We start from the raw sequence: 23,940 nt of genomic DNA, 5'->3' as shown, positions 1-23,940 counted from the left end.
AATTGATAAGTTAGGTGGGACTTTCCCACCACAGAGGAGTTGAGTGCAATGGGCATGAATCAATTTTTACAGAGTCTTAGTGACCTGGAAACCATTAACCGCGCGCCGGGGTACTTCAAATTTGAGCAACATTCCGTGGCGGCACATTCGTTTAAGGTGGCCGAAGTTGCCCAATTTTTAGGGGACGTCGAGGAACAGGCTGGACACACGGTTAATTGGCGATCGCTGTACGAAAAGGCGCTGAATCACGATTACACCGAACGATTTATCGGGGATATCAAGACGCCGGTCAAGTACGCGACGCCCGAACTACGCAAAATGTTGGCCGACGTGGAGGAATCACTGACTGCTAATTTTATTCATAACGAGATTCCCGAGCAGTTCCAGGCCGCCTACGCCCGGCGTTTAGGCGAAGGTAAGGACGACACTCTGGAAGGTCAGATCCTGTCCGTGGCCGACAAGGTTGACCTGTTGTACGAATCCTTCGGCGAAATTCAGAAGGGCAATCCGGAACCGGTTTACACCGATATTTACCGGGAAAGCCTCGCAACGATTCTAAAGTTTAAGCAAATGGCTTGTGTGCAGTACTTCTTAAGAGACGTTTTACCCGAGCTATTGTCAGCGGATTTTAGTGACCGGCAAAAGCTCGAGGCGTTGACCAATACGCTATTAGACCAAGCGGAGGATTAGCAAAATGAAATTAGCAACGGTATGGAACCAACGACTGACCGACGCCACAGTGCGGGAATTGACCCACGCCGATGACGATTTGATTTATCAATTTCAGGCGCAACACCCGGACTACTTCGGCCACTTTCAGGATCATCCGGTGACTCGCCAAGAGGCCGTGCAGGACGTGGACGATGTCCCGTTAAACGCCACGCACGACCAGAAAACCTATCTCGGTGTTTTTGAAAATGACCAGTTGGTGCTGATCGTCGATTTAATTGTCGATTATCCGCTCCCCAGCCTCGTGTGGTTGGGCCTCTGGTTACCGGCTAAAAGTTTGAGTGACCAACGGCGGGGGGAGTTGTATCAAAGCCTGGTCCAAACCTTACAAGCTGCCGATGCCGTTCAATTGCAGCTTAGCGTCTTCATGGGGGACCGCCAAGCGCCCGCCTTCTGGGATGCTCAGGGGTTGACGAAGGTCCAGACCACTACGGTGGTGCGGGGCGAACGGACGGCCAACGTGACCATTTATCAGCATAAGTTTGACCAAGCGGCAAACTAGCGAAAGTATGTTCGGTGTGGTAGAATATTTGAACGTGATGGGAAGCGAAGGTTTCCCATTTTTTTCGCTGAAAACTATTTTTAACGGGTAAGGAGGGACCATGCCATGATCGATCGACAGACTGATCGGAAGTTTGATCTGGTTTCGGATTATCAACCAACGGGGGATCAACCCCAAGCCATTAAGGCGTTGACCCAGGGCCTAAACGACCACGAGAAGGCCCAGATTCTACTGGGGGCCACCGGGACGGGGAAGACCTTCACCATCTCGAACGTGATTAAGAACGTGAATAAGCCGACGCTGGTGTTATCGCATAACAAGACGCTAGCGGGTCAACTTTACGGGGAATTCAAACAGTTCTTTCCTAATAACGCGGTCGAGTATTTTGTGAGTTACTACGATTATTACCAACCCGAAGCCTACGTGCCGTCTAGTGACACCTACATCGAAAAGGACTCCTCGATTAACGACGAGATCGATAAGCTACGGCATTCGGCCACGAGTTCGTTGTTGGAACGCAACGACGTGATCGTGGTGGCCTCCGTGTCCTCGATCTTTGGGTTAGGGGACCCCACGGAATACAAGAATCACGTGGTGTCGTTACGGGTCGGTCAGGAGATCGAACGGGACGCACTGCTTCGTAAACTAGTGAATATTCAATTTGAACGCAACGATTACGACTTTCAACGGGGCCGGTTCCGGGTCCACGGTGACGTGGTCGAAATCTTCCCAGCGTCCCGGGACGAACGGGCACTGCGGGTCGAATTTTTCGGTGACGAGATCGACCGGATTCGCGAAGTCGACGCACTGACCGGGGAAATCGTGGGTGACAGAGAACACGTCGCCATCTTCCCGGCGACCCACTTTATGACCAACGACGACATCATGGCGTCGGCCACGGCCGGGATCGAAGGCGAACTGAAAGACCGGTTAGCCGAGTTGGAGGGCCAAGGCAAGTTGCTGGAAGCCCAACGTTTGAAGCAACGGACCACCTACGACGTCGAAATGATGCGTGAAATGGGTTACACCAGCGGGATTGAAAACTACTCGCGCTGGATGGATGGTCGCAAGGCCGGCGAACCGCCGTACACGTTACTGGACTTCTTCCCCAAGGACTTTTTGTTAGTGGTCGACGAATCACACGTCACCATGCCACAGGTTCGGGGGATGTATAACGGGGACCAAGCCCGGAAACAACAATTAGTCGATTACGGGTTCCGGTTACCGAGTGCCTTGGATAACCGTCCCTTAAAACTAAGTGAATTTGAACAACACGTTAACCAAGTGATCTACATGTCGGCGACGCCAGGGCCTTACGAAGAGGACCAGACCAACCACGTGGTCCAACAAATTATTCGGCCGACCGGCTTGCTCGATCCAACTATTGAAGTCCGACCCATCATGGGGCAAATGGATGATTTGGTGGGTGAAATCAACAAACGAATCGACGCTAACGAACGAACGTTTATCACCACGCTGACCAAGAAAATGGCCGAAGACTTAACCGATTACCTCAAGGACTTGGGCATCAAGGTGGCTTATCTGCATTCCGACATCAAGACGTTGGAACGAACGGAAATCATGCGCGATCTGCGACTGGGGAAGTACGACGTCTTAGTCGGGATTAACCTGTTACGGGAAGGCATCGACATTCCCGAAGTGTCGTTGGTGGCCATTTTGGATGCCGATAAGGAAGGGTTCTTGCGTAACGAACGGTCGTTGATTCAGACGATTGGTCGGGCGGCCCGGAACTCACACGGGGCGGTCATCATGTACGCCGATAGCGTCACCGAATCCATGCAAGCCGCCATCGACGAAACGGCTCGCCGGCGGAAGATTCAGATGGCCTATAATACGAAGCACGGGATTACCCCGACGACGATCATTAAGCCAATTCGTGATCTGATTGCGGTTACCAAGAAGGGCGACGACAGTGGAGAAAGCGACGACTTTGTGGCCAATGACTTCGAGGATATGGATAAGGAAGATCAGGAAAAGCTGATTGCCCGCCTGGAAGACGAAATGCGGGCGGCAGCCAAGAAATTGGACTTCGAGCAAGCGGCGTCCTTACGGGATACCATCATGGACATGAAGACGGAGATTGGCGACTAGCGATGAAGGAGTTAGGCGAATTTGAACAACGATAAAATTATCATTCACGGCGCACGCGCCCATAACTTAAAGAATATTGACGTGACGATTCCCAAGAACAAGTTGGTGGTCATTAGTGGCCTCTCTGGTTCCGGGAAGAGTTCGTTAGCCTTCGATACGCTATACGCGGAAGGCCAACGCCGCTACGTTGAAAGTCTCTCGTCCTACGCCCGGCAATTTCTGGGCCAGATGGATAAGCCCGACGTTGACTCAATCGATGGGTTAAGTCCGGCCATTTCCATTGACCAAAAAACCACTTCGAAAAACCCGCGGTCGACTGTGGGGACCGTGACCGAAATCAACGACTACCTGCGGCTCTTATGGGCGCGGGTCGGGACCCCAATTTGTCCCAACGACGGGACTAAGATCACCAGTCAGAGTGTTGAACAAATGGTCGACCAAGTCTTAGCTTTGCCCGAACGGACCAAGTTACAGGTTTTGTCGCCCATCGTGCGGGACAAAAAGGGACAACACAAACAAATTTTTGAAAAGATCCGGCGCGAAGGCTTCGTGCGGGTTCGGGTCGACGGCGTTACCCAAGACCTCGACGATGTGCCGGAACTAACCAAGAACCAACGGCACAACATTGCCATCGTCATCGACCGAATCGTGGTCAAAAAGGGGATTCGTTCCCGGCTCTTTGACTCGTTTGAAGCCGCCTTACGGTTGAGTGGCGGTTACGCCATTGCCGATTTAATTGGCGGCGAACCCATGGTGTTCTCGGAACACTATGCTTGTCCGGTCTGTGGGTTTACGGTCGGCGAACTTGAACCACGGTTGTTCTCCTTTAACGCGCCGTTTGGGGCTTGCCCCGACTGCGATGGGTTGGGGGTCAAATTAGAAGTTGACCTCGACCTCGTAGTGCCCGACAAGACCAAGACGTTGAACGAAGGGGCCCTAGAACCCTGGAATCCAATTAGCTCGCAGTACTACCCAGCCCTATTGGAACAAGCCTGCGCGGCCTTTGGCGTCGACATGGATACGCCGTTTAAGGACCTGTCGAAGACGGACCAAGCGCTGGTGCTGTACGGCTCACAGGGTAAGGAATTTCATTTCCACTACGAAAACGACTTCGGCGGCGTGCGTGACGTTGACGTGGCCTTTGAAGGGGTCGTGCCCAACATCAACCGCCGCTATCACGAAACCAACAGTGACTTTACCCGCGACGTGATGCGTAAGTACATGACCGAACTGACCTGCCACACCTGCCACGGCTACCGGCTGAACGAAAAGGCGCTGAGTGTTAAAATCAACGGTCAACACATCGGGGAAGTCTCCGATTTGCCCGTTGATAAGGAACTCCACTTCTTCATGGACCTGAGCTTTGGTGAGCAGGACGCCGTCATCGCTCAACCCATTCTGAAGGAAATCCGCGATCGGTTGACCTTTTTACGTAACGTGGGGTTGGATTATCTGACGTTGAGTCGTTCGGCGCGGACGCTATCCGGGGGGGAGGCCCAACGAATCCGGTTGGCCACCCAGATTGGATCCAACTTGTCCGGGGTGCTCTACATCTTGGACGAACCCTCAATCGGGCTTCACCAACGGGACAATGATCGACTGATTGCCTCGTTAAAACAGATGCGTGATTTGGGGAACACCTTAATCGTGGTCGAACACGACGAGGACACCATGCGGGCCGCCGATTACATCGTCGACATTGGCCCGGGTGCCGGGGAGAACGGGGGCCAGGTCATGGCTGCCGGGACGCCCAAGCAAGTGATGCGGTCCCGGAAATCGTTGACCGGGCAATACCTCTCCGGTAAGAAGTACATTCCGGTTCCGTTAGAACGGCGAACCGGTAACGGCAAGTCCATTCGGCTGACCGGGGCCGCGGAAAACAACTTAAAGGACATCACCGTCGACTTTCCGTTAGGCGAGTTCGTGGTGGTGACCGGCGTTTCCGGTTCCGGAAAATCCACGCTGGTCAACACGATTTTGAAACGGGCGTTGGCGCAAAAACTGAACCATAATTCCGAAAAACCCGGGAAGTACAAGAGCATTGCCGGCGTGAAGAACATTGAACGGTTGGTCGACATTGACCAGAGTCCAATTGGACGGACGCCGCGGAGTAACCCGGCCACCTATACCGGGGTCTTCGACGATATTCGGACGTTGTTTGCGCAGACCAACGATGCGAAGCTCCGGGGGTACCAGAAGGGCCGCTTTAGCTTTAACACTAAGGGTGGTCGTTGTGAGGCCTGTCACGGGGACGGAATTTTGAAGATCGAAATGAACTTCTTACCCGACGTCTACGTGCCGTGTGAAGTCTGCCACGGTACGCGGTATAACTCCGAAACCTTGGAAGTTGAATACAAGGGGAAGAACATCGCCGACGTTTTGGATATGACGGTCAGCGAAGCCCTGAAGTTCTTCGATGCGATTCCAAAGATCACCCGTAAGCTGCAGATCATTCAAGACGTTGGGCTGGGTTACGTCAAGTTGGGGCAACCTGCCACGACGCTGTCCGGGGGGGAAGCCCAACGGATGAAGTTGGCCTCCGAACTGCACAAGCAGCAGAACGGGAAAAACTTTTATATTTTGGACGAACCGACGACCGGGCTGCATACCGATGACATCAAACGGTTGTTGGAAGTCCTGCACCGCTTGGTCGATAAGGGCAACACGGTATTGGTCATCGAACACAACCTGGACGTTATCAAGACGGCCGATCATCTGATCGATTTAGGTCCCGAAGGCGGGGAAGCCGGCGGTAACGTGGTCGCCACGGGAACCCCGGAAGAACTGGCCGAGGTCACCAATAGCTATACGGGGCGGTACCTTAAGCCCGTCCTCGACCGGGACCGGAAACGGACCGAAGAGGACCAACCGACGGTGAAGAAGTAAAAAAGATTACGCGCCGTGCTAATTAAGGTTAAAGCGGCTTACTTCACCATGGATTACGGTGATCATTTATGATTGTCTAATAAAAACCCGTTTGAGTTGTCGTCATGATCAGTGTGAGCTGGAGGGACAGTCAGACATGGGCTCAGGGGTGAGATCTTTACCGGCCCAGACAAAGGTCGGTCTTCAAGACCCGAATTGTGGGGCTTGAAGCCGTGCCCACCCCGTTCCAGTCCATGCCTGACTGCCCCGGAAGCGCTAAGTCCTTTTTAGGTGTCACCTGTTATTAAATTGTTAGAAAGGCGCTCATTCCTAGTGTAATTAGGGGTGAGCGCCTTTAGCGTTGCCCCTTAACTTGTAGGAATTTTGGAAAACCAGTACAATGAATAAAACCAGTCACACACGACTGAACTTGTGAGAGGAAGTGTCACAGCATGTTTAATATGAACCGGACCCGGTGGGGCTTTGATTGGGGCGAATTCATTCTCGGTATTTTATTCATCGTTGCCGCGTATGGCCTGTTCCGCTCACCGAAAATTGGGTTAACGGGCTTAGCCATTATCTTTGCGGTGATGGCGCTCTTGAGTGGCTTGACCACGATTGCGGGTTACCGTAAATTACACGAAGTCACGGGGATTCGCGCGAACTTTGCGTTGGTTTTCGGGATCTTGGATATCTTGATTGCGGTGGTGTTCTTCTTTGATATGAACAGTGCCATCGTCACGTTAGGCTACTTATTTGCCCTGTGGTTTATCTTTGATTCAATCGAACGCCTAGTGGTAGGAAGTCATCTGCGCAGCTTCGGGGGCGGCTTCTTCTGGGTCTCGATGGTCTTGGACGTTTTGACGTTGATCATCGGCATTATGTTGTTCGTCAATCCGGTGGTTGCGGCCCTATCGCTCAACACGTTGATTGCGGTCTTCTTCGCGGTCTTCGGGGTCAATGCGATTTGGATCGCCATTGCACGGAGTCGCCAATAGGCATCATCGGGAAAGGTCGGGCCGAGGGGTCGGGCCTTTTTCTTTGGCGTGAGTTGCAGTTTGCACGCTGAATTTGGGAGATTCTGGCAAATATTAGGAAAGACACGCCCGGTGTGCTATACTGCAGAAAGACGATTTTTCGGTAGAGAGGGTGACACACATGACTGAACAGGTACATTTGGTAATCATTACCGGAATGAGTGGGGCCGGTAAAACGGTGGCCATGCAGAGTTTCGAGGATTTAGGCTACTTCTGTATTGATAACTTACCGCCGTCGTTACTCCCCAAGTTTTGGGATCTCGTACGCGAATCCGGCAAGCTGAACAAGATTGCTTTGGTGATCGACTTGCGGTCGCGGGCGTTTTACGACGAGATTGTGCGGATGTTAAACGACGTGGCGATCCACGGGACCATGCAGGCTCAGGTGCTGTTCCTCGACGCCTCCGATGAAGAACTGGTCTCCCGTTACAAGGAGACCCGGCGTTCCCACCCCCTGGCCCGTAATGGTCGGGTCATGGAGGGGATTCAGCGCGAGCGGCGGCTCTTAGCCCCGATTCGGCAAGCTGCCCAATTGGTGATCGACACCACCAAGATTACTCCCCGTAAATTACGGGAAGAGATTTTCCACAATTACGAAACAGAAACCACGCAAACGTTCCACATCGAGGTCATGTCCTTCGGTTTTAAGTACGGGTTACCAATTGACGCGGACATCGTGATGGACGTGCGGTTCTTACCGAACCCGTACTACTTACCAGAACTCCGAGACCAGACGGGTTTGGACCAACCGGTGTACGATTACGTGATGAAGCAACCCCAGACCGAGGCCTTTTATCAACGTTTCTTGGGGTTACTGCAATCCATCATGCCGGGTTATAAAAAGGAAGGCAAAGCTAACCTCACCATCGCCATTGGCTGCACCGGGGGCCAACACCGGTCGGTCGCCTTGGCCCAACGAATTGGTCAGGCGCTCGGGAATCAATATCCCGTCCACGTGACGCACCGCGATATCGAGAAGAGAAAGGAGTCCGCTAACCGCTCATGAGAGATCCTATGCATACGCACCGACCGAAGATTGTCGTGATCGGTGGGGGAACCGGGTTACCCGTCATTTTGCGGAACCTGCGGGACCAAAACGTCGACATCACCGCGGTCGTGACCGTGGCCGATGACGGCGGGTCCTCCGGCATCATTCGCCACTACGTCAACGTGGTGCCACCTGGTGATATTCGTAACGTGATGGTCGCCTTGGCCGAAGTGCCCAACATTTATAAAGACTTATTCCAGTACCGGTTTGAAACGACCGACGACTTCTTTGCCGGTCACGCAATTGGAAACCTGATCATCGCGGCGCTGTCCGAGATGAAGGGTGGTATTTTCGACGCGGTGCAGGAGTTATCGCAACTGATGCGGGTCAACGGGCACATCTATCCGGCGGCCAACGAACCACTGGAGTTGCACGCCCAGTTTGCCGATGGCAGTACCCTAAAGGGTGAATCGGAAATTACGGCCGCCCATAAGTTGATCAAACGGGTGTGGGTCGAAACCAGTGACCACCACCAGCAACCGCAGGCGGTTCAACCCGTCATTGATGCCATTATGAACGCCGATCAAATCGTCCTGGGACCGGGAAGTCTGTTTACCAGCATCCTGCCCAACCTGATGATTGAAAGTGTCGGTCAGGCGGTCCGGGAAAGCCCAGCCGAAGTGGTCTACATCTGCAACATCATGACGCAAAAGGGTGAAACCGAAAACTTTACCGACGCCGATCACGTGCGCGTCTTGAATCAACATTTAAACGCTAACTTTATTGATACGGTATTGGTCAACACCCGGAAGGTACCCGACCAGTACATCGACTATCAACGCTGGGACGAAATGTCCCAACCGGTCCGTCACGATTTCCAAGGTCTTCGCGACCAAGGCTGTCGTGTGATTTCGACGGACTTCTTACAACTGCGCGATAACGGGGCGTTCCATAACGGTCAAGAGGTAGTTACCGAACTGCTGAACCTGATTGGGCAACCCCGTTACCGTATCGATCGGGGGTCTTAACCACATGTCTTATGCCAGCGAAGTCAAAAAAGAGCTGACCACGTTGGAGGTTCACCGGGACAATGCCAAGGCCGAACTGGTGGCCCTGATTCGGATGAACGGGGCCCTGGGTTTGGCCAATCACCATTTTGTCCTGAACGTCCAAACGGAAAATCCCGCCATTGCGCGCCGGATGTACCAACTGCTCAAGCAGTTCTACGATCTGGAAAGCGAGTTACTGGTGCGGCGGAAGATGAAGCTCAAGAAAAATAACCTGTACATTGTGCGGGTCAAGACGGGGGTCACCGAAGTCTTGTCCGATTTGGGCATCTTCGACGGCGTCCAACTCTCCGAATCCGTCCCGGAAAGCATCCTGAAGTCCGACCTGCAAATGCGGTCGTACCTCCGGGGGGCTTTTTTGGCCGGTGGATCGGTCAATAATCCAGAAACTAGTCGTTATCATTTGGAGATTTATTCTTTGTATGAGGAACATAACCAGATGATTGCGAAGATGATGAATCAGTATAACCTCAACGCACGCTCGATTGAACGGCGAAGTGGCTACATTACCTACCTCAAGGGGGCGGAAAAGATTGCCGACTTCTTGTCGTTGATTGGGGCAACCACGGCGATGTTGAAGTTTGAGGACGTTCGGATCATGCGCGACATGCGTAACTCAGTCAACCGGTTGGTCAATTGCGAAAACGCCAACCTGGACAAGGTGGCCAACGCGTCGACGCGCCAAATCGATAACATCCAATATATTGAAGCAACGGTGGGGTTAGGCCAACTACCGACGAAGTTACGCGAGGTGGCGGAAACGCGGCTGGCGCACAGAGAAGTCAGTTTAAAGGAACTGGGCGACCTGGTCCCGGGCGGTCCAATCTCGAAGTCGGGGATCAATCACCGGCTACGGAAGATCAACGACTACGCCAAGCAGTTGCGAGAGGCATAGAGTGCGACGAAGGGCGTTTAGCTGGTGAGCATTAACGTCGATTGGCCGATTATCCTGGGTTTGGATAATTGGCCAATCGGGGTTAAGCGGAACCGGCTGCCCGTCAGGAGCACGTTTCAATAAGAGTGCGTCCAGGGGCGGTCAGCGGGCGAGCATTAACGTCATTTCGGTGATTAGCCGGTTTTGGCTAATTGCTGAAATGGGGTTAAGCGGAACCCGTTGCCCCTGGTAAGCATGTTTCGGTAAATCGCAAGTCGGATTATTGTAAGGACTGACGACGGCGAACTTAGTATCTGAAGCAACAGGTTCCATTCAATCAATCCTAAATTTAAAGTCCGTTTCTCTGGCAGCGACGCCACGAGAAACGGGCTTTTTGGCGCCGACCGATTTCAAAGACTGGGTGCGCTTTCAATTCAGTCGTGCTATCATAATAGCTAACAAATCTTGAGTTGGAGGCACAACTAATGCGAGCAATTATTACGGTGATTGGACACGACCACGTGGGAATCGTGGCGGCGGTCGCTAACGAATTGGCACAACACAACATGAACATTGTGGACATTTCGCAAACCATCATGGATCAGAACTTTACCATGATGTTATTGAGCGAATGGGATGAGGAGGCTTTAAGTTTCGTTGAGGCGAAGCAGCTTTTAGAGCAGCTAGGCCAGACTAACGACCTCACGATTCGAATGCAACGGCAGGCGGTCTTTGACGCCATTCAGAAGTTATAGGGGGCGGTCAGATGGAGAGTCGGTCAATTCTCGAAACGATTCAAATGATTGACGAGGAGAACCTCGATATTCGGACGATTACCATGGGAATTTCTTTGTTGGACTGTATCGATAGTGATGGTGCCAAGGCCCGACAGAAGATGTACGACAAGATTACCACTAGCGCGAAGGACTTGGTCAAGGTGGCTGGGCAAATTCAAACGGAATACGGAATTCCCATCATCAATAAGCGAATTGCCGTGACGCCGATCGCGTTGGTGGCGGCGGCTAGTGGGGATGCGGACTACGTGGCCTACGCGCAAACCATGGAGCAGGCGGCACAAGCCATTGGGGTCGACTTGATTGGCGGCTTTTCTGCGTTGGTTCAAAAGGGCTATCAAAGCGGGGATCGTAAACTGATTGCTTCGATTCCGCAGGCCTTAGCGGAAACCAGTCGGGTCTGCAGCTCGGTCAACATTGGCTCGACGCGCGCCGGTATCAATTTGGATGCGGTGGGCGAACTGGGACGAATCATTAAGCAAACTGCGGCGATTGATCCGGTCAACTGTATGAGCCTGGTGGTCTTCGCCAACGCCGTGGAAGATAACCCCTTCATGGCGGGCGCCTTCCACGGTGTCGGGGAAGCCGACCGGATTATTAACGTGGGGATTAGTGGCCCTGGCGTGGTCAAACGGGCCCTCGAACAAGTACGGGGTCAGCGGATCGACGTGGTCTCCGAACAGATCAAGAAGACGGCCTTCAAGGTCACCCGGATGGGCCAGTTCGTGGGGAGTATTGCGTCCGAGCGCTTGGGTGTACCGTTTGGAATCGTCGACTTATCGTTGGCTCCGACCCCGAACGAGGGAGACTCCGTGGCCGAAATTTTGGAAGAAATTGGGCTAGAAAGCGTGGGGGCACCGGGCACCACGGCGGCCTTGGCACTGCTGAACGACGCCGTTAAAAAGGGTGGCGTGATGGCCTGTGAACACGTCGGCGGCTTATCCGGGGCGTTCATTCCGGTCTCCGAAGATGCCGAAATGATTCGGGCCGTGCGGGCCGGTCGCCTGGGCATCGAGAAACTCGAGGCCATGACGGCGGTTTGTTCCGTGGGCTTAGATATGATTGCCATTCCTGGCGATACCAGTGCGGCTAGCATTAGTGGCATGATTGCCGACGAAGCGGCCATCGGGATGATCAATAATAAGACCACCGCCGTGCGGGTGATTCCGGCCCCGGGGAAAACGGTGGGCGATGAAGTTGAATTCGGTGGCCTGTTTGGTCGGGCGCCGATCATGCCAATCAACGCCAGTCAACCGCAAGCCTTTATCGCGCGGGGCGGTCACATTCCGGCTCCAATTCATTCGTTTAAAAATTAAACTAACTGACTATCGGTTGATTAAAAGGTCTGTAGCAAAAAAACGTTCCCGTCGAATTGACGAGAACGTTTTTAGTCGCAAGGAGACTGCGAAAATTACTTCTTTTGTTCGGAACTGTTGGTCATGATGTGATCGATCAGACCGTAATCCACGGCATCTTGGGCACTTAAGTAGTTGTCCCGTTCGGTGTCTTGGTTGATGCGTTCGATTGGTTGACCAGAGTTGTCCGCCAAGATTTGGTTGATCAACTTCCGGGTCTTCAAGATTTCACGCGCCGCAATTTCGATTTCGGTTTGTTGACCTTGGGCACCACCAGAAGGTTGGTGAATCATAACTTGGGCGTGTGGTAAGGCAAACCGCTTGCCCTTGGTCCCAGAGGAAGCCAAGACACTAGCCATGGAAGCTGCCATCCCTAACGTGATCGTTTGCACGTCAGATTGGATGAAGTTCATGGTATCGTAAATGGCTAACCCGGAAGAAACGACACCACCAGGGGAATTGATGTACAAGGAAATGTCCTTAGTAGAGTCTTGGGCATCCAAGAAGAGCAATTGCGCGATGATGGCGTTGGCCATGTCATCTTCGATAGGACCGGATAACATAATGATCCGGTCTTTTAAAAGTCGTGAATAGATATCATAGGCCCGTTCGCCACGGGATGATTGTTCGATAACCGTTGGTACTAAATTCATGACAAGATAGCCTCCTTTGAATTTTACATAGAATGGCTAGCAGTTTGCTAACATGTTGTCAGTGTACCGCTATGGTCAGAATAGGTCAAACGAAATGACTTACTTGTGGACCAGAACCATTTAACTAGCCCCATCATAACAGAAAATGGGTAAACGTCACGTATTCTATCACCGGATAATCACCGGTTAGGTCGCCAACCGGCCCCCTTGTGCGGCGGATATTTACTTTGGTTAGCGGCTATGGTGTACTAGAAACACAAAGGGGGGATGACCGTGCGGGTCCGAATCGAGCAAGATGATCAGTTAACCACGCCGGAAGTGGTCCTGCGGGTGCCGTCCCGGACGTCGCAAACGGCAGAACTAGTCGCGGCTTTGCAGGCGGCCGTGACCCCGCAACAGCTGCGGTTAAGTCAGCGGGGGCAACACGTGTCGGTACCACTCACCACGATTTTATTTTGCGAGGCGGCCGGCCACCAGGTTACGGTACATACGGCCGACCAGATGTACACGACGCGCGAGCCGTTGTACAAATTAGCCGAGCAATTGCCCGGACAATTTGTACGGGCGTCGAAGTCCGCCATCTTGAACAGTAATCAAGTGGCGTCGTTGACCAAATCACTGACGGGTAACTTAGTCAAATTTCAGCAGTCACATAAACAACTGTACGTTTCCCGGCGCTACTATGGTGACTTAAAACGGGTATTGGAACGAAAGGGGAAATTAGGATGAATACAGGTCGACGTTGGTTTTGGGGGAGTTTCTTTATTGTGGGGGCCGTTGTTCTGGTCTTAAGTCAGTTGGGTCTTCTCCCGTATCAGTTTGGGTTTTGGCGAATTTTATTTGGGATCTTTATGGTGGCGATTGTGGTCTTTAGCCTCGCTCACCGGGGGATCACCGGGACGGTTTTTGGCTTAGCGGCGTTGGTTATTTTATTTGCCAAACCCTTGGGGGTTACGGCACTCGGCCCGTGGACCATCCTAGGGGTGGCATTACTGGTGACCATTGGGTTATCGCTAATTTTGAACCCGCACCATTACTTTAACTACCACTATCAGTATCGGCAAACTAACAATTGGCACCACGGGCAGCAAGCCACGGAACGGATGACGACGGATGAGGCGCAAACGCGGGTCAGCGTTAACATGGGTACAAGCATCCGGTACCTGCAATCTCAAGATTTTCAACGTGCCGACGTATGGGTTCGAATGGGTGACGCTAAATTGTATTTTGACGATGTCCAATTGAACCCGGCTGGTGCCGTTATTGACCTGAACGTATCATTGGGAGGCGCGGAACTATACTTGCCTCGAACCTGGCCGGTAAAAATTGCGGTTGATTCTAACCTGGGAGGCGTCGAAGAAAAGGGCAGTCATACTCCCGATGCTGGGCCAACAGTGGTGATTCAAGGTCGCCTGTCGTTGGCGGGGCTGACCGTGGTTTACGTTTAAATCTCAAATTACCCCTTGAATTTCAGACGGGAGTCGGGTATAGTGGTTAATGTTCTGTTAAGGACATCAGCAACTATGCGCCCGTAGTGTAATGGATCGCACGTAAGATTCCGGTTCTTGAAATGGGGGTTCGATTCCCTCCGGGCGCATCACTAAGCCGTCACTCGATTGAGTGGCGGCTTTTTTGACTTCAAAATTGCTTAGACGCGGGTATCAAGGGCGACTAACCGGATGAGCTCGTTAACTAAAGTGACCACGTAAGTTGCGTTGGCCGTTGCAATGGTCGGGGTTAGTTGGGCTAACGCGATGGCGGGGTAGTGCAGAATGACCACCTCTTCCCCGTCATCGAAGCGTACGACGGGGAGATCGATAGCTTGGTAGCCTTGGGCTTGAGCCCAAACCCGGCATTGTGTGATGTGATGGCGGGGCGTCACGGCTTGAAGTGTGGTGTACTCTCGCAGATGGCGGGCTGAGGCGGAATCGTGCCACAGCGCGTGAAAGTGGTCCAGGGCTAAGAGGATGGCGGATAATTGTTGAGCATTGGTACATGACATCATGGGTCACTTTCTTAATGACTTAAATATGCGGATAGGGATAATGGACATCTAGGGAGAAAGTTACCCACCTTATGTGCAGGAAGGTTCTCACCTAGACCACTCAAAAAAGCCATCGGCAGCGCCGATGGCTAGACATTAAGCTTTAGATTTAGGGCGAATACGGTCCCAATGTTGACGCAGCGGGGCCGCAATAACGGGGGCGACCAGGACGTCCAAGATAAGTTCGGGGACGGCGTTGGTCAGTAAAGAGATCATCAGCACGTACCCTAACGTCTGGTTGCCCGTGGCACCGAAGGCGTGGGCGACGGCTGGTGTTTGGTAGAAAAAGTACACTAGGCCAAGGACCAGTAAGCTGTTGACCAGTGCGGCGCAAGCGGCGGCTAGCCGCATTGAACGGCGCATGGACCAGTATTTCTTGTGGCGGGCCCACCGGTAGAGGTAACCCGCGGCGATTCCCATGAGTAGACGGGGAAGAATTGAGACCAGCGGATTTGTGAATACCAGTGGCGCCACTGGGCTGGTCGGCCACGCAAAGGCTCGAATAAAGGTGATCAGGCCCCAAGCGCCACCGATAAGGGCGCCGTCGCCGGGACCTAAGGCGACCCCGGCCACGATGACGGTCAAGCCAATTAAGGTCATGCTGAACGGACCAAAGGGAATGTAGCCTAAAAATGGTAGAATATTCTGTAGTAACACGATAGCAATAAGGAGCGCATCGATTACCAAGCGAAACGTTTTTTCGTGCGTCATGGTCCTGTAGACTCCCAACATAAAGTAATGGTGATGCTTGCTGCTACGAGTAGGGTTAGTTGAAAGACCGCGGTTGGACCGCCCCGGTTTTCCCAGTTGGGGACCGCTTCAATTAACCCTGCGCGTGGTTATTATAGCATGTTTTATGGTAGAACCGGGAGGCAAACCGGGAAACGCGCCTCACGGTCAAAACTGATAATTTAAAAAGTGCCTTGTATTTTTATGCAAAATCGGTTATAGTAGTTAAGTGTTGTTGAACACAGCAACTATGCGCCCGTAGTGTAATGGATCGCACGTAAGATTCCGGTTCTTGAAATGGGGGTTCGATTCCCTCCGGGCGCATCACAGCATCAATTCGGTGGTCGGGACAGGGGTTCCGACCTTTTTTATTGGGCTTCCTTACTTAAGCAGGTCCACAGGTTGGGAGGACGCTAAACTTCTCGAGGGGAAAGGCTTGCTATTTCGCTGGGCCGGGGCTTATAATAGCACAGTAAGTTAGGTTAGCGAGAGTTGACCGATATTTTTTTGGCTAAGGTGGGCGGATTTTTGCCACCCTGGTCGACTAGTGTCCCACTAGGAGGTAAGTTGGATGCAAGACGAATGGCAATGGGTCGAGGCAATTGTTCCCCAGATGGTCAATAAGCTGACCACGCGCTTTCGGGTGTTACAGGGGATTGCTCAACTTCAACCGGTTGGTCGGCGAACCCTGGCCACGCAACTCGCCTGCACCGAGCGGACCGTCCGAACCACCACCGACGCGTTAGCGACCCTGGGTTTCATTCAAATGACGGTTCGAGGGATGCAGATGACGCCGGATGGGCAAAGACTCCTGACGGGGTTGACCCCCGTGATGGCGACGTTAGCCGGCCGCCAACAACAGGAACGGAAATTAGCTCAACGGCTAGGCATTGCGCACTGTACGATTGTGCCGGGAGATAGTTCGCAACCTAATGGATCACTCAGTGGTCTGGCTCAGGCTGCTAAGGGGGTCCTCACCGATCAACTGCCTACCGGAGCCAGTACGGTCGCCGTCATGGGGGGCCATACCATGGCCACCGTGGCGGCCAGTCTCACCCCGTCGTTGAGTAATCAACGACAGCTATTGTTCGTCCCCGCCCGTGGCGGCATCGGCGAAGCACCGGAAATTCAGGCGAATGCCGTCAGTGCGCAAATGGCACAACGAACTAACGGTCAGTTCCGGTCGTTGTACGTCCCCGAGCAACTCAACGTCCAAACTTACAAGTCGTTATTTGCAGAGCCCGCCATTCACGCGGTGCTCCAACTGATTGCGCAAAGTACCGTGGTGGTCCACGGTATTGGTCAGGCCCTGACCATGGCCCGGCGCCGAAATATCGCGCCGGACGTGATTGCTAACTTGAACGCCGCGCATGCGGTGGGGGAGGCTTTCGGGGTCTTCTTCGATGCGCAAGGTCGGGTGGTTAACGAACTTCCCCGAATTGGTCTGGGGATCGCTGACTTGGCCACCAAACCCTTGGTGATCGCCGTTGCGGGTGGATCCGAGAAGGGGACCGCGATTCAGGCGTACATGCATTTAGCGCCAGCTCAAACTTGGTTGATTACGGATCAAGGAGCTGCTGACTTTGTTTTAAAAAAGTGATACAATTTACCTGTACTGCTTTTTAAAAAATATCTTTGTTTTGCTTCCTGAAGGAGGAAATCACAGTATGACTGTAAAGATTGGTATTAATGGTTTCGGCCGTATCGGTCGTTTGGCTTTCAAGCGGATTCACGAACTTCACTCTGATGACATCGAAGTTGTCGCTATTAACGATTTAACGACGCCTTCCATGTTAGCTTACTTACTGAAGTACGACTCAACTCATGGCCGTTTCCCTGGCGAAGTTTCAGCTACGGACAAGGGCATCGTCGTTGACGGTAAGGAATACCCTGTATACGCTGAACCAAAGGCTCAAGACATTCCTTGGGTTAAGAACGACGGGGTTGACTTCGTTCTCGAATGTACCGGTTTCTACACTTCCGAAGAAAAGGCTCACGCCCACATCGACGCCGGTGTTAAGCGGGTTCTGATCTCCGCACCAGCTGGTCCTATCACGACCGTTGTTCCTGGTGTTAACTTGGACGTCTTGACCAAGGACGATGTCATTGTTTCTGCCGGTTCTTGCACCACGAACTGCTTGGCACCAATGGCTTACTTCTTAAACGAAGAATTCGGTATCAAGGCCGGAACGATGACCACGATCCACGCCTTCACTTCTACCCAAATGATTTTGGATGGCCCTCGTGGCAAGAAGATGCGGAACAACCGGACGGCTTCCATCAACACGATTCCTCACTCAACTGGTGCCGCTAAGGCCATCGGTTTGGTTATCCCTGAATTGCAAGGCAAGTTACAAGGCCATGCACAACGGGTTGGTGTCGTTGATGGTTCCTTGACTGAATTAGTTACTGTCCTTGACAAGAAGGTCACTGCTGACGAAATCAACGACGCTATCAAGAAGCACACTGAAAACAACGATGCCTTCGGCTACAACGCTGACGAAATCGTTTCGACTGATATCATCGACGATTCCCATGGTTCCGTCTTTGACCCAACTCAAACGGAAGTTACCACTGCCGGTGACACCCAATTGGTTAAGACCGTTGCTTGGTACGATAACGAATGGGGCTTCACTTGCAACATGGTTCGTACTTTATTACGGTTCGCAACTCTTTAATCAAAGCGTTGCCGCGTGATTAAGCGCGTCATAAAAAGTTACGCAAAAACGCGGCGGGGGAGGGACTTCCTCGACGCGTTTTTGGTTGCCACGGTGAATTTAAGAGAAGTCCTTTGAAATTCACCGGTAAGTGCTGTATATTGTGAAAGTAATCATTTTGGTCATCAATTGAAGGAGGATTTTCTAAATTGGCGAAATTAACGGTTTCTGATTTAGACTTAAAGGGCAAAAAAGTCCTCATGCGTGTCGACTTTAACGTTCCCATCAAAGACGGTGTGATCGGTAACGATAACCGGATCGTGGCAGCTTTGCCAACAATCAAGTACGTCATCGAACACGGTGGTAAGGCCATCTTACTGTCCCACTTGGGTCGGGTTAAGAAGGAAGACGACAAGCCAGGTCTGTCCATGCGTCCAGTCGCAGAACGGTTGTCTAACTTGTTAAACAAGCCAGTCACTTTCGTCCCAACCACGGAAGGTCAACAACTGGAAGACGCCATTGACGGCTTAAGCGATGGCGATGTTTTAGTCATGGAAAACACCCGTTACGAAGACGTTAAGAACGGCGAATACGTTAAGCGTGAATCCGGTAACGACCCTGAATTGGGCAAGTACTGGGCTTCACTGGGTGACGTCTTCGTCAACGATGCTTTCGGAACGGCTCACCGTTCCCACGCGTCTAACGTCGGCATTGCGTCCAACATGGCCCAAACCGCTGCTGGTTTCTTAATGGAAAAGGAAATCAAGTTCATCGGTGGCGCCGTTGACAATCCAGAACACCCATTCGTAGCCATCTTAGGTGGGGCGAAGGTTTCTGATAAGATTGGCGTAATCGACAACTTACTGTCCAAGGCTGACAAGGTCTTGATCGGTGGGGGAATGACCTACACCTTCTACGCCGCTAAGGGCATGAAGATTGGGAACTCCTTAGTTGAAAAGGACAAGATCGACTTAGCCAAGGAAATCTTGGACAAGGCCGGTGACAAGCTGGTCCTGCCCGTGGACTCCGTGGTTGCCGAAAAGTTCGACAACGACGCCGCTCACAAGACGGTCGATGGCGATATTCCTGATGGCTACATGGCCTTAGATATCGGACCAAAGTCCATTAAAGAATTCGAAGACGTTTTGAAGACGGCCAAGACCGTTGTTTGGAACGGCCCAATGGGTGTCTTTGAAATGAGTAACTACGCCGAAGGAACGTTGGAAATCGGTAAGTTCTTGGGCACGTTAAGTGACGCCAAGACCATCGTTGGTGGTGGGGATTCGACCGCTGCCGTTCAACAACTCGGTGTGGCTGACAAGTTATCCCACATTTCCACTGGTGGTGGGGCTTCCCTCGAATACCTCGAAGGTAAGACGTTACCAGGGATTGCGGCTATTTCTGACAAGTAAGCTAAAGTTCTAAAAAGCCGTGGTGGCGACATCACGGCTTTTTGATTAGGTTGGATTGAAAGGGCTTTTACTGGTAGATTGGCGAAAAGTCCGGTAAGATGATGAAGCGTTAGTAATTTTATGTTAAAGGGGCGGATTAGGTTGCGGATACCACTGATTGCAGGGAATTGGAAGATGAACAAGTCGGTTGCGGAAGCGCGCGCGTTTGTCACGGCGGTGCAGGGAAAGTTACCGGCACCCGATAAGGTGGAAACGGCGATTGCGGCGCCAGCGTTATTCTTGGAGACCATGCTCGAGGCCAACGTGGATCAGGTGCTACGCGTCGCGGCGGAAACTTGCTACTACGAAGACGAGGGCGCTTATACGGGGGAAACCAGCCCGAAGGCGTTGCACCAGATGGCGATTCCCTACGTCATCTGTGGCCATTCGGAACGGCGCCGGTACTTTAACGAAACGGACGACGTGATCAACCGGAAGGTCCAAGCGGTCTTTCGTAACGGGATGACCCCCATCGTCTGCTGTGACGAAACCATGGGCCGCCGGGAGTCTGGTGAAAAGATTCACTGGGTGGTCAACCAGGTGAGCGCCGCACTGAAGGGTGTCAGTGCCGAAGATGCTGCCCGGATCGTCGTGGCTTACGAGCCAAGTTGGGCGATTGGTAGCGGCACGTCCGCGTCTTCCGACCAAGCCGAAGAAGGGTGTTACTTGATTCGCCAAACTTTGGCCGATATTTATTCGGATGACTTAGCAAACGGTGTTCGGGTGTTGTACGGTGGGAGTGTGAAACCGGATAACATCGCGGGGCTCATGGCTCGCGGCAACGTCGATGGCGTTTTAGCCGGGGGCTCCAGTCTGGCAGAGGACTCGTTTATTCAGCTCGCAAATTATCAAAATTTGGAAAACTAACAAAATATAATTGAAAGTTCAATGTTAAACTTATAGAATGTAACGTGGGATGGGCGTTTTGTTCCCGTGAAGACAAACTTTCATAAGGAGAGAATACAATGTCACTGATTACTGATATTTACGCACGCGAAGTCTTAGACTCTCGTGGTAACCCAACTGTTGAAGTTGAACTCTACACCGAAGCTGGTGCTATGGGCCGGGGGATCGTTCCTTCTGGTGCCTCCACTGGTGAACACGAAGCCGTTGAACTTCGTGATGGTGACAAGAGCCGTTTCATGGGCAAGGGTGTTACCAAGGCCGTTGACAACGTTAACAAGCTGATTGCTAAGGAAATCGTCGGCTATGACGTTACGGACCAACGTGGTATCGACCAAGCCATGATCGACTTAGATGGTACGCCAAACAAGGGTAAGTTAGGTGCCAACGCCATTTTAGGTGTCTCCTTAGCTGCTGCACGGGCCGCTGCTGACGAATTAGAAATGCCTCTGTACAACTACTTAGGCGGTTTTAATGGTCACGTCTTACCAACGCCTATGATGAACGTTATCAACGGTGGGAAGCACGCCAACAACAAGGTTGACTTCCAAGAATTCATGATCATGCCTGTTGGTGCGAAGAGTGTTAAGGAAGCCATCCGGATGGGTTCCGAAACTTTCCACAACTTGAAGTCGATCTTGAACGATGAAGGCTACTCTACTGCCGTCGGTGACGAAGGTGGGTTTGCCCCTGACTTGAAGAACAACGAAGAACCATTCGAAATTCTGGTTAAGGCCATCAAGCAAGCCGGCTACGTTCCTGGTAAGGATGTTGCCATTGCCTTTGACTGTGCTTCTTCCGAATTCTACAATGCTGACACTAAGAAGTACGAATTAAAGGGTGACGGCAAGAGCTACACCGCTGATGAATTCGTTACTTTACTTGAAGGCATCGTTGACAAGTACCCAGTTGTTTCCATCGAAGACCCACTGGATGAAAACGAATGGGAAGACTGGCAAATGGCTACCAAGCGTCTTGGCAAGAAGGTCCAAATCGTCGGTGATGACTTGTTTGTTACCAACACGGACTACCTGGCTAAGGGGATCAAGATGGGCGTTGCCAACTCCATCTTAATCAAGCTGAACCAAATCGGGACTTTGACGGAAACCGTTGAAGCCGTTGAAATGGCTAAGCAAGCTGGTTACACGGCCGTTATCTCTCACCGTTCTGGTGAAACTGAAGATACGACGATCGCTGACTTAGTTGTTGCTTTGAACGCTGGTCAGATTAAGACTGGTTCGATGAGCCGTGGCGAACGGATCGCGAAGTACAACCAATTAATGCGGATTGAAGATAACTTGGGTAAGACGTCCGAATACAAGGGGATTCACTCCTTCTACAACTTGGACGAAGATGCGCGTGAAGCCATCATCAACAAGTAATCTAATCTAATTAAAGCTTAAAAATGGCGTTTCCTTGTAATGAGGGAACGCCATTTTTTTAGTAAAAAATGCCGGGCTTTGCGGAAGTTAGAGCAAAGGAGGCGTTAGTAAAATGACGTGGAAACGATTATTGTGTTTGGCCGGTGTCCTTGTGGCTGGTAGTAGTTGGGGGCAACAGGTGGCTCAGGCCGCCAGTGGACCAGTAAAGCTGAATAATTTAGAGAACGCACGGATTATTAACTACTGGATTACGGCGAACGATATTGGGAGCGGTCGATATCAGACTAGATTGTATAAGACGGTTTTAACGCACCAACCCGAAAACTCGATTGTGCCGCAGCTACCGGAGTTGACTGCCACGGTTGGTAATTTTAGTTATGATCAGCACCAGAAGATTCAAGGCGAGGTAACGGACGTCGTCTACACCAGTCAGCGGATGGTTGATGAAAAGGTCATATTTATAGATGTTGATGATCATAATCAAAAAGTGGGACCGGAAATTATCTACTTATCGGTAAGTAAGGGGACGGGAGGGTGGCCTAATTTACCGTTACCGAAGGGGTATCAGTTAGTAGATCCTGAGGACGCCCATCGGTTATTGATAAATTCCAGCCGGGCATGGCGTATCAGGGTTAAGCGGATTGATAAAACGTTACCCGTTCATCCAGTCCCCCAGCTGCCAGATCAGTCAACTACCGTAACCCCTCCAGATACGTCGACGGAAAAGCCAGGGCATGGTCAAGTAGCGGGGCCTAAGCCACAGGAGCCGCAGGGGGCAAAACCAGGTCCCGAAGACCAGCCAGGTGGGCCGGCACCAACGGGAAAACCGGCACCAACAGAACCGAACTCGACGGCGCCCCAGTCGGACCATTCGGAATCAGTAGGGTCTCATTCTGAAACGTCAACGGGAACGCCGTCAAAAAGGCCAGCACCAAACGGTTCTCACGACAAAGCACCCCAGTCAAAAAATCCCCAGACGCCGCAACCAGAGAAGCCACCAGTGACAAAGCCGAGTTCTGACGGCCAGCCGGCAAGACCAGTGGAGAAACCGGCCCCAGATAAGGTTAAACCAGAACGGCCTCAACCGGGTCCATCAACGGCAGGCATGACTCCCCAGCACCCCCAGAATCAAACTGAAAGTCATCATTCAGCGGAATCTCAAACGGGGCACTCGCGACCGGACACCTCACTGGGGAAGCCAGCTAAACCAGTAACGCCTAACCCTAATCAACCACAGCATCCGGGGACGGCGCAACCAACGTTACCACAAGCGAACCAGCACGCTCATCAGTCGTCGACGGTTTCTCAACCACAAGGTAAGCCAATCGGGCCGGCAGTAACGAAGCCTTCAATTCCACAACCTCACGATGCACACCGGCCACGGCCCACGGAGCCGTTAACGACAACGACCTCTGCGCAAACAGTCCCCGTGGTACTGGGACGTCCGATGACCCAGCCGCATTCGGCGCTCCAAGAGGCTTTAGCGGCGGTCCCAGACCAACCGGACCCACAGACTGATTCGACGACAAATCCCCACCCCGCACACCTCGATCACGTGGCGACTCTGGACGATTCGATTAATCAATCCCCAACCCGGCACCGGCAAAAGGTTCATCGCCACCTGCGTTCCCACACCCAATCCAAAACGCGAGCGGTTAAGTCGCTAGCAACGGCTAAGGATGGGCAACAGTTGCCCCAAACGACGGAACGGGCCGATCGGTGGTCCTGGCTAGGGTGGTTACTTTTAGGTACGACCCTAACTAGCTCGTGGGTTTATCGACGTTTACGCTAAGCTTTC

General features: G+C 52.3%; 21 protein-coding genes and 2 tRNA genes. 20 read left to right on the top strand and 3 right to left on the bottom strand.

Going from position 1 to position 23,940, the window contains the following annotated elements; translation table 11 throughout:
- Nucleotides 1-48: 48 nt before the first annotated feature.
- From FD25_RS01195 to FD25_RS01150, 10 genes are all read left to right on the top strand, one after another.
- Nucleotides 49-690 (top strand): HD domain-containing protein, encoded by a 642-nt coding sequence (locus FD25_RS01195; RefSeq protein WP_057800768.1) that lies wholly within the window; start codon nucleotides 49-51, stop codon nucleotides 688-690.
- A 4-nt stretch (nucleotides 691-694) separates the two neighbouring features.
- Entirely contained in the window at nucleotides 695-1,231 is a 537-nt protein-coding gene (locus FD25_RS01190) for a hypothetical protein (protein ID WP_057800767.1), read from the top strand.
- A 105-nt stretch (nucleotides 1,232-1,336) separates the two neighbouring features.
- On the top strand, nucleotides 1,337-3,343 hold the full coding sequence (gene uvrB, locus FD25_RS01185; protein WP_057800766.1) for an excinuclease ABC subunit UvrB: 2,007 nt from the start codon (nucleotides 1,337-1,339) through the stop codon (nucleotides 3,341-3,343).
- Between the two features lie 21 nt (nucleotides 3,344-3,364).
- On the top strand, nucleotides 3,365-6,229 hold the full coding sequence (gene uvrA / locus FD25_RS01180; protein WP_057800765.1) for an excinuclease ABC subunit UvrA: 2,865 nt from the start codon (nucleotides 3,365-3,367) through the stop codon (nucleotides 6,227-6,229).
- A gap of 431 nt (nucleotides 6,230-6,660) precedes the next feature.
- Nucleotides 6,661-7,206 carry an HdeD family acid-resistance protein gene (locus FD25_RS01175; protein WP_057800764.1) on the top strand — a complete coding sequence of 182 codons (546 nt, stop codon included), beginning with the start codon at nucleotides 6,661-6,663 and terminating at the stop codon, nucleotides 7,204-7,206.
- 160 nt (nucleotides 7,207-7,366) lie between these two features.
- Nucleotides 7,367-8,251, top strand: coding sequence for an RNase adapter RapZ (gene rapZ / locus FD25_RS01170; protein ID WP_057800763.1), 885 nt, complete (start codon nucleotides 7,367-7,369; stop codon nucleotides 8,249-8,251).
- The gene (locus FD25_RS01165) at nucleotides 8,248-9,261 is read left to right on the top strand and encodes a gluconeogenesis factor YvcK family protein (protein WP_057800762.1); all 1,014 of its coding nucleotides are present in this window, start codon (nucleotides 8,248-8,250) and stop codon (nucleotides 9,259-9,261) included. Before rapZ ends, FD25_RS01165 begins: the two co-directional genes overlap by 4 nt.
- Before the next feature lie 4 nt (nucleotides 9,262-9,265).
- Entirely contained in the window at nucleotides 9,266-10,195 is a 930-nt protein-coding gene (whiA, locus tag FD25_RS01160) for a DNA-binding protein WhiA (RefSeq protein ID WP_057731112.1), read from the top strand.
- Nucleotides 10,196-10,659: 464 nt separating this feature from the next.
- Nucleotides 10,660-10,929 carry an ACT domain-containing protein gene (locus FD25_RS01155; protein WP_057800761.1) on the top strand — a complete coding sequence of 90 codons (270 nt, stop codon included), beginning with the start codon at nucleotides 10,660-10,662 and terminating at the stop codon, nucleotides 10,927-10,929.
- A gap of 11 nt (nucleotides 10,930-10,940) precedes the next feature.
- Nucleotides 10,941-12,284: a PFL family protein gene (locus FD25_RS01150; protein WP_057800760.1), complete on the top strand. Its 1,344-nt coding sequence runs from the start codon at nucleotides 10,941-10,943 to the stop codon at nucleotides 12,282-12,284.
- A gap of 95 nt (nucleotides 12,285-12,379) precedes the next feature.
- Here FD25_RS01150 and clpP read toward each other — a convergent pair whose 3' ends face one another.
- Complete coding sequence (gene clpP / locus FD25_RS01145; protein WP_057800759.1) at nucleotides 12,380-12,976, bottom strand: ATP-dependent Clp endopeptidase proteolytic subunit ClpP; 597 nt, start codon at nucleotides 12,974-12,976, stop codon at nucleotides 12,380-12,382.
- Nucleotides 12,977-13,243: 267 nt separating this feature from the next.
- Here clpP and FD25_RS01140 point away from each other — a divergent pair, with 267 nt between their 5' ends.
- The 3 genes from FD25_RS01140 to FD25_RS01130 all read left to right on the top strand — a co-directional run bounded on the left by FD25_RS01140 (nucleotide 13,244) and on the right by FD25_RS01130 (nucleotide 14,573).
- On the top strand, nucleotides 13,244-13,705 hold the full coding sequence (locus FD25_RS01140; RefSeq protein ID WP_225428529.1) for a LytTR family DNA-binding domain-containing protein: 462 nt from the start codon (nucleotides 13,244-13,246) through the stop codon (nucleotides 13,703-13,705).
- Complete coding sequence (locus tag FD25_RS01135) at nucleotides 13,702-14,424, top strand: LiaF transmembrane domain-containing protein (protein ID WP_057800758.1); 723 nt, start codon at nucleotides 13,702-13,704, stop codon at nucleotides 14,422-14,424. Before FD25_RS01140 ends, FD25_RS01135 begins: the two co-directional genes overlap by 4 nt.
- A gap of 77 nt (nucleotides 14,425-14,501) precedes the next feature.
- Nucleotides 14,502-14,573: transfer RNA gene (locus FD25_RS01130), tRNA-Arg, on the top strand.
- 51 nt (nucleotides 14,574-14,624) lie between these two features.
- Here FD25_RS01130 and FD25_RS01125 read toward each other — a convergent pair.
- A complete protein-coding gene (locus tag FD25_RS01125; RefSeq protein ID WP_146999905.1) occupies nucleotides 14,625-14,981 on the bottom strand; it encodes a hypothetical protein in 357 nt (118 codons plus the stop codon).
- Between the two features lie 135 nt (nucleotides 14,982-15,116).
- Nucleotides 15,117-15,731: an ECF transporter S component gene (locus FD25_RS01120; RefSeq protein ID WP_057800756.1), complete on the bottom strand. Its 615-nt coding sequence runs from the start codon at nucleotides 15,729-15,731 to the stop codon at nucleotides 15,117-15,119.
- 270 nt (nucleotides 15,732-16,001) lie between these two features.
- On the opposite strand from FD25_RS01120, the gene FD25_RS01115 reads away from it, so the two are divergent.
- The 7 genes from FD25_RS01115 (at nucleotide 16,002) to FD25_RS01085 (ending at nucleotide 23,934) form a co-directional block, all read left to right on the top strand.
- Nucleotides 16,002-16,073, top strand: a tRNA-Arg gene (locus tag FD25_RS01115).
- A 247-nt stretch (nucleotides 16,074-16,320) separates the two neighbouring features.
- The gene (locus FD25_RS01110) at nucleotides 16,321-17,349 is read left to right on the top strand and encodes a sugar-binding transcriptional regulator (RefSeq protein ID WP_057800755.1); all 1,029 of its coding nucleotides are present in this window, start codon (nucleotides 16,321-16,323) and stop codon (nucleotides 17,347-17,349) included.
- 67 nt (nucleotides 17,350-17,416) lie between these two features.
- Nucleotides 17,417-18,427 carry a type I glyceraldehyde-3-phosphate dehydrogenase gene (gap, locus tag FD25_RS01105; RefSeq protein WP_057800754.1) on the top strand — a complete coding sequence of 337 codons (1,011 nt, stop codon included), beginning with the start codon at nucleotides 17,417-17,419 and terminating at the stop codon, nucleotides 18,425-18,427.
- Between the two features lie 188 nt (nucleotides 18,428-18,615).
- Nucleotides 18,616-19,818 (top strand): phosphoglycerate kinase, encoded by a 1,203-nt coding sequence (locus FD25_RS01100; protein ID WP_057800753.1) that lies wholly within the window; start codon nucleotides 18,616-18,618, stop codon nucleotides 19,816-19,818.
- A gap of 141 nt (nucleotides 19,819-19,959) precedes the next feature.
- Nucleotides 19,960-20,724, top strand: coding sequence for a triose-phosphate isomerase (gene tpiA / locus FD25_RS01095; RefSeq protein ID WP_057800752.1), 765 nt, complete (start codon nucleotides 19,960-19,962; stop codon nucleotides 20,722-20,724).
- A 98-nt stretch (nucleotides 20,725-20,822) separates the two neighbouring features.
- Nucleotides 20,823-22,142, top strand: a complete 1,320-nt coding sequence (gene eno, locus FD25_RS01090; RefSeq protein ID WP_057800751.1) for a phosphopyruvate hydratase — start codon at nucleotides 20,823-20,825, stop codon at nucleotides 22,140-22,142.
- A gap of 112 nt (nucleotides 22,143-22,254) precedes the next feature.
- The gene (locus FD25_RS01085) at nucleotides 22,255-23,934 is read left to right on the top strand and encodes a translation initiation factor IF-2 (RefSeq protein WP_057800750.1); all 1,680 of its coding nucleotides are present in this window, start codon (nucleotides 22,255-22,257) and stop codon (nucleotides 23,932-23,934) included.
- Nucleotides 23,935-23,940 lie beyond the last annotated feature (6 nt).

The sequence above is a fragment of the Levilactobacillus acidifarinae DSM 19394 = JCM 15949 genome (assembly GCF_001434835.1).
Classification (GTDB): domain Bacteria; phylum Bacillota; class Bacilli; order Lactobacillales; family Lactobacillaceae; genus Levilactobacillus; species Levilactobacillus acidifarinae.
The sequence above is the reverse complement of the archived record's forward strand: the minus strand, read 5'-3'. Positions and strand labels throughout refer to the sequence as shown.

Excerpts from the sequence above, each read along its gene's own strand:
- FD25_RS01140 (WP_225428529.1), top strand. The coding sequence starts at position 13,244 with ATGACCGTGCGGGTCCGAATCGAGCAAGATGATCAGTTAACCACGCCG.
- FD25_RS01175 (WP_057800764.1), top strand. The coding sequence starts at position 6,661 with ATGTTTAATATGAACCGGACCCGGTGGGGCTTTGATTGGGGCGAATTC.
- rapZ (WP_057800763.1), top strand. The coding sequence starts at position 7,367 with ATGACTGAACAGGTACATTTGGTAATCATTACCGGAATGAGTGGGGCC.
- uvrB (WP_057800766.1), top strand. The coding sequence starts at position 1,337 with ATGATCGATCGACAGACTGATCGGAAGTTTGATCTGGTTTCGGATTAT.
- eno (WP_057800751.1), top strand. The coding sequence starts at position 20,823 with ATGTCACTGATTACTGATATTTACGCACGCGAAGTCTTAGACTCTCGT.
- FD25_RS01135 (WP_057800758.1), top strand. The coding sequence starts at position 13,702 with ATGAATACAGGTCGACGTTGGTTTTGGGGGAGTTTCTTTATTGTGGGG.
- FD25_RS01110 (WP_057800755.1), top strand. The coding sequence starts at position 16,321 with ATGCAAGACGAATGGCAATGGGTCGAGGCAATTGTTCCCCAGATGGTC.
- FD25_RS01125 (WP_146999905.1), bottom strand. The coding sequence starts at position 14,981 with ATGATGTCATGTACCAATGCTCAACAATTATCCGCCATCCTCTTAGCC.
- clpP (WP_057800759.1), bottom strand. The coding sequence starts at position 12,976 with ATGAATTTAGTACCAACGGTTATCGAACAATCATCCCGTGGCGAACGG.
- FD25_RS01150 (WP_057800760.1), top strand. The coding sequence starts at position 10,941 with ATGGAGAGTCGGTCAATTCTCGAAACGATTCAAATGATTGACGAGGAG.
- FD25_RS01085 (WP_057800750.1), top strand. The coding sequence starts at position 22,255 with ATGACGTGGAAACGATTATTGTGTTTGGCCGGTGTCCTTGTGGCTGGT.
- FD25_RS01155 (WP_057800761.1), top strand. The coding sequence starts at position 10,660 with ATGCGAGCAATTATTACGGTGATTGGACACGACCACGTGGGAATCGTG.
- FD25_RS01120 (WP_057800756.1), bottom strand. The coding sequence starts at position 15,731 with ATGACGCACGAAAAAACGTTTCGCTTGGTAATCGATGCGCTCCTTATT.
- FD25_RS01165 (WP_057800762.1), top strand. The coding sequence starts at position 8,248 with ATGAGAGATCCTATGCATACGCACCGACCGAAGATTGTCGTGATCGGT.
- FD25_RS01195 (WP_057800768.1), top strand. The coding sequence starts at position 49 with ATGGGCATGAATCAATTTTTACAGAGTCTTAGTGACCTGGAAACCATT.
- FD25_RS01190 (WP_057800767.1), top strand. The coding sequence starts at position 695 with ATGAAATTAGCAACGGTATGGAACCAACGACTGACCGACGCCACAGTG.
- gap (WP_057800754.1), top strand. The coding sequence starts at position 17,417 with ATGACTGTAAAGATTGGTATTAATGGTTTCGGCCGTATCGGTCGTTTG.
- whiA (WP_057731112.1), top strand. The coding sequence starts at position 9,266 with ATGTCTTATGCCAGCGAAGTCAAAAAAGAGCTGACCACGTTGGAGGTT.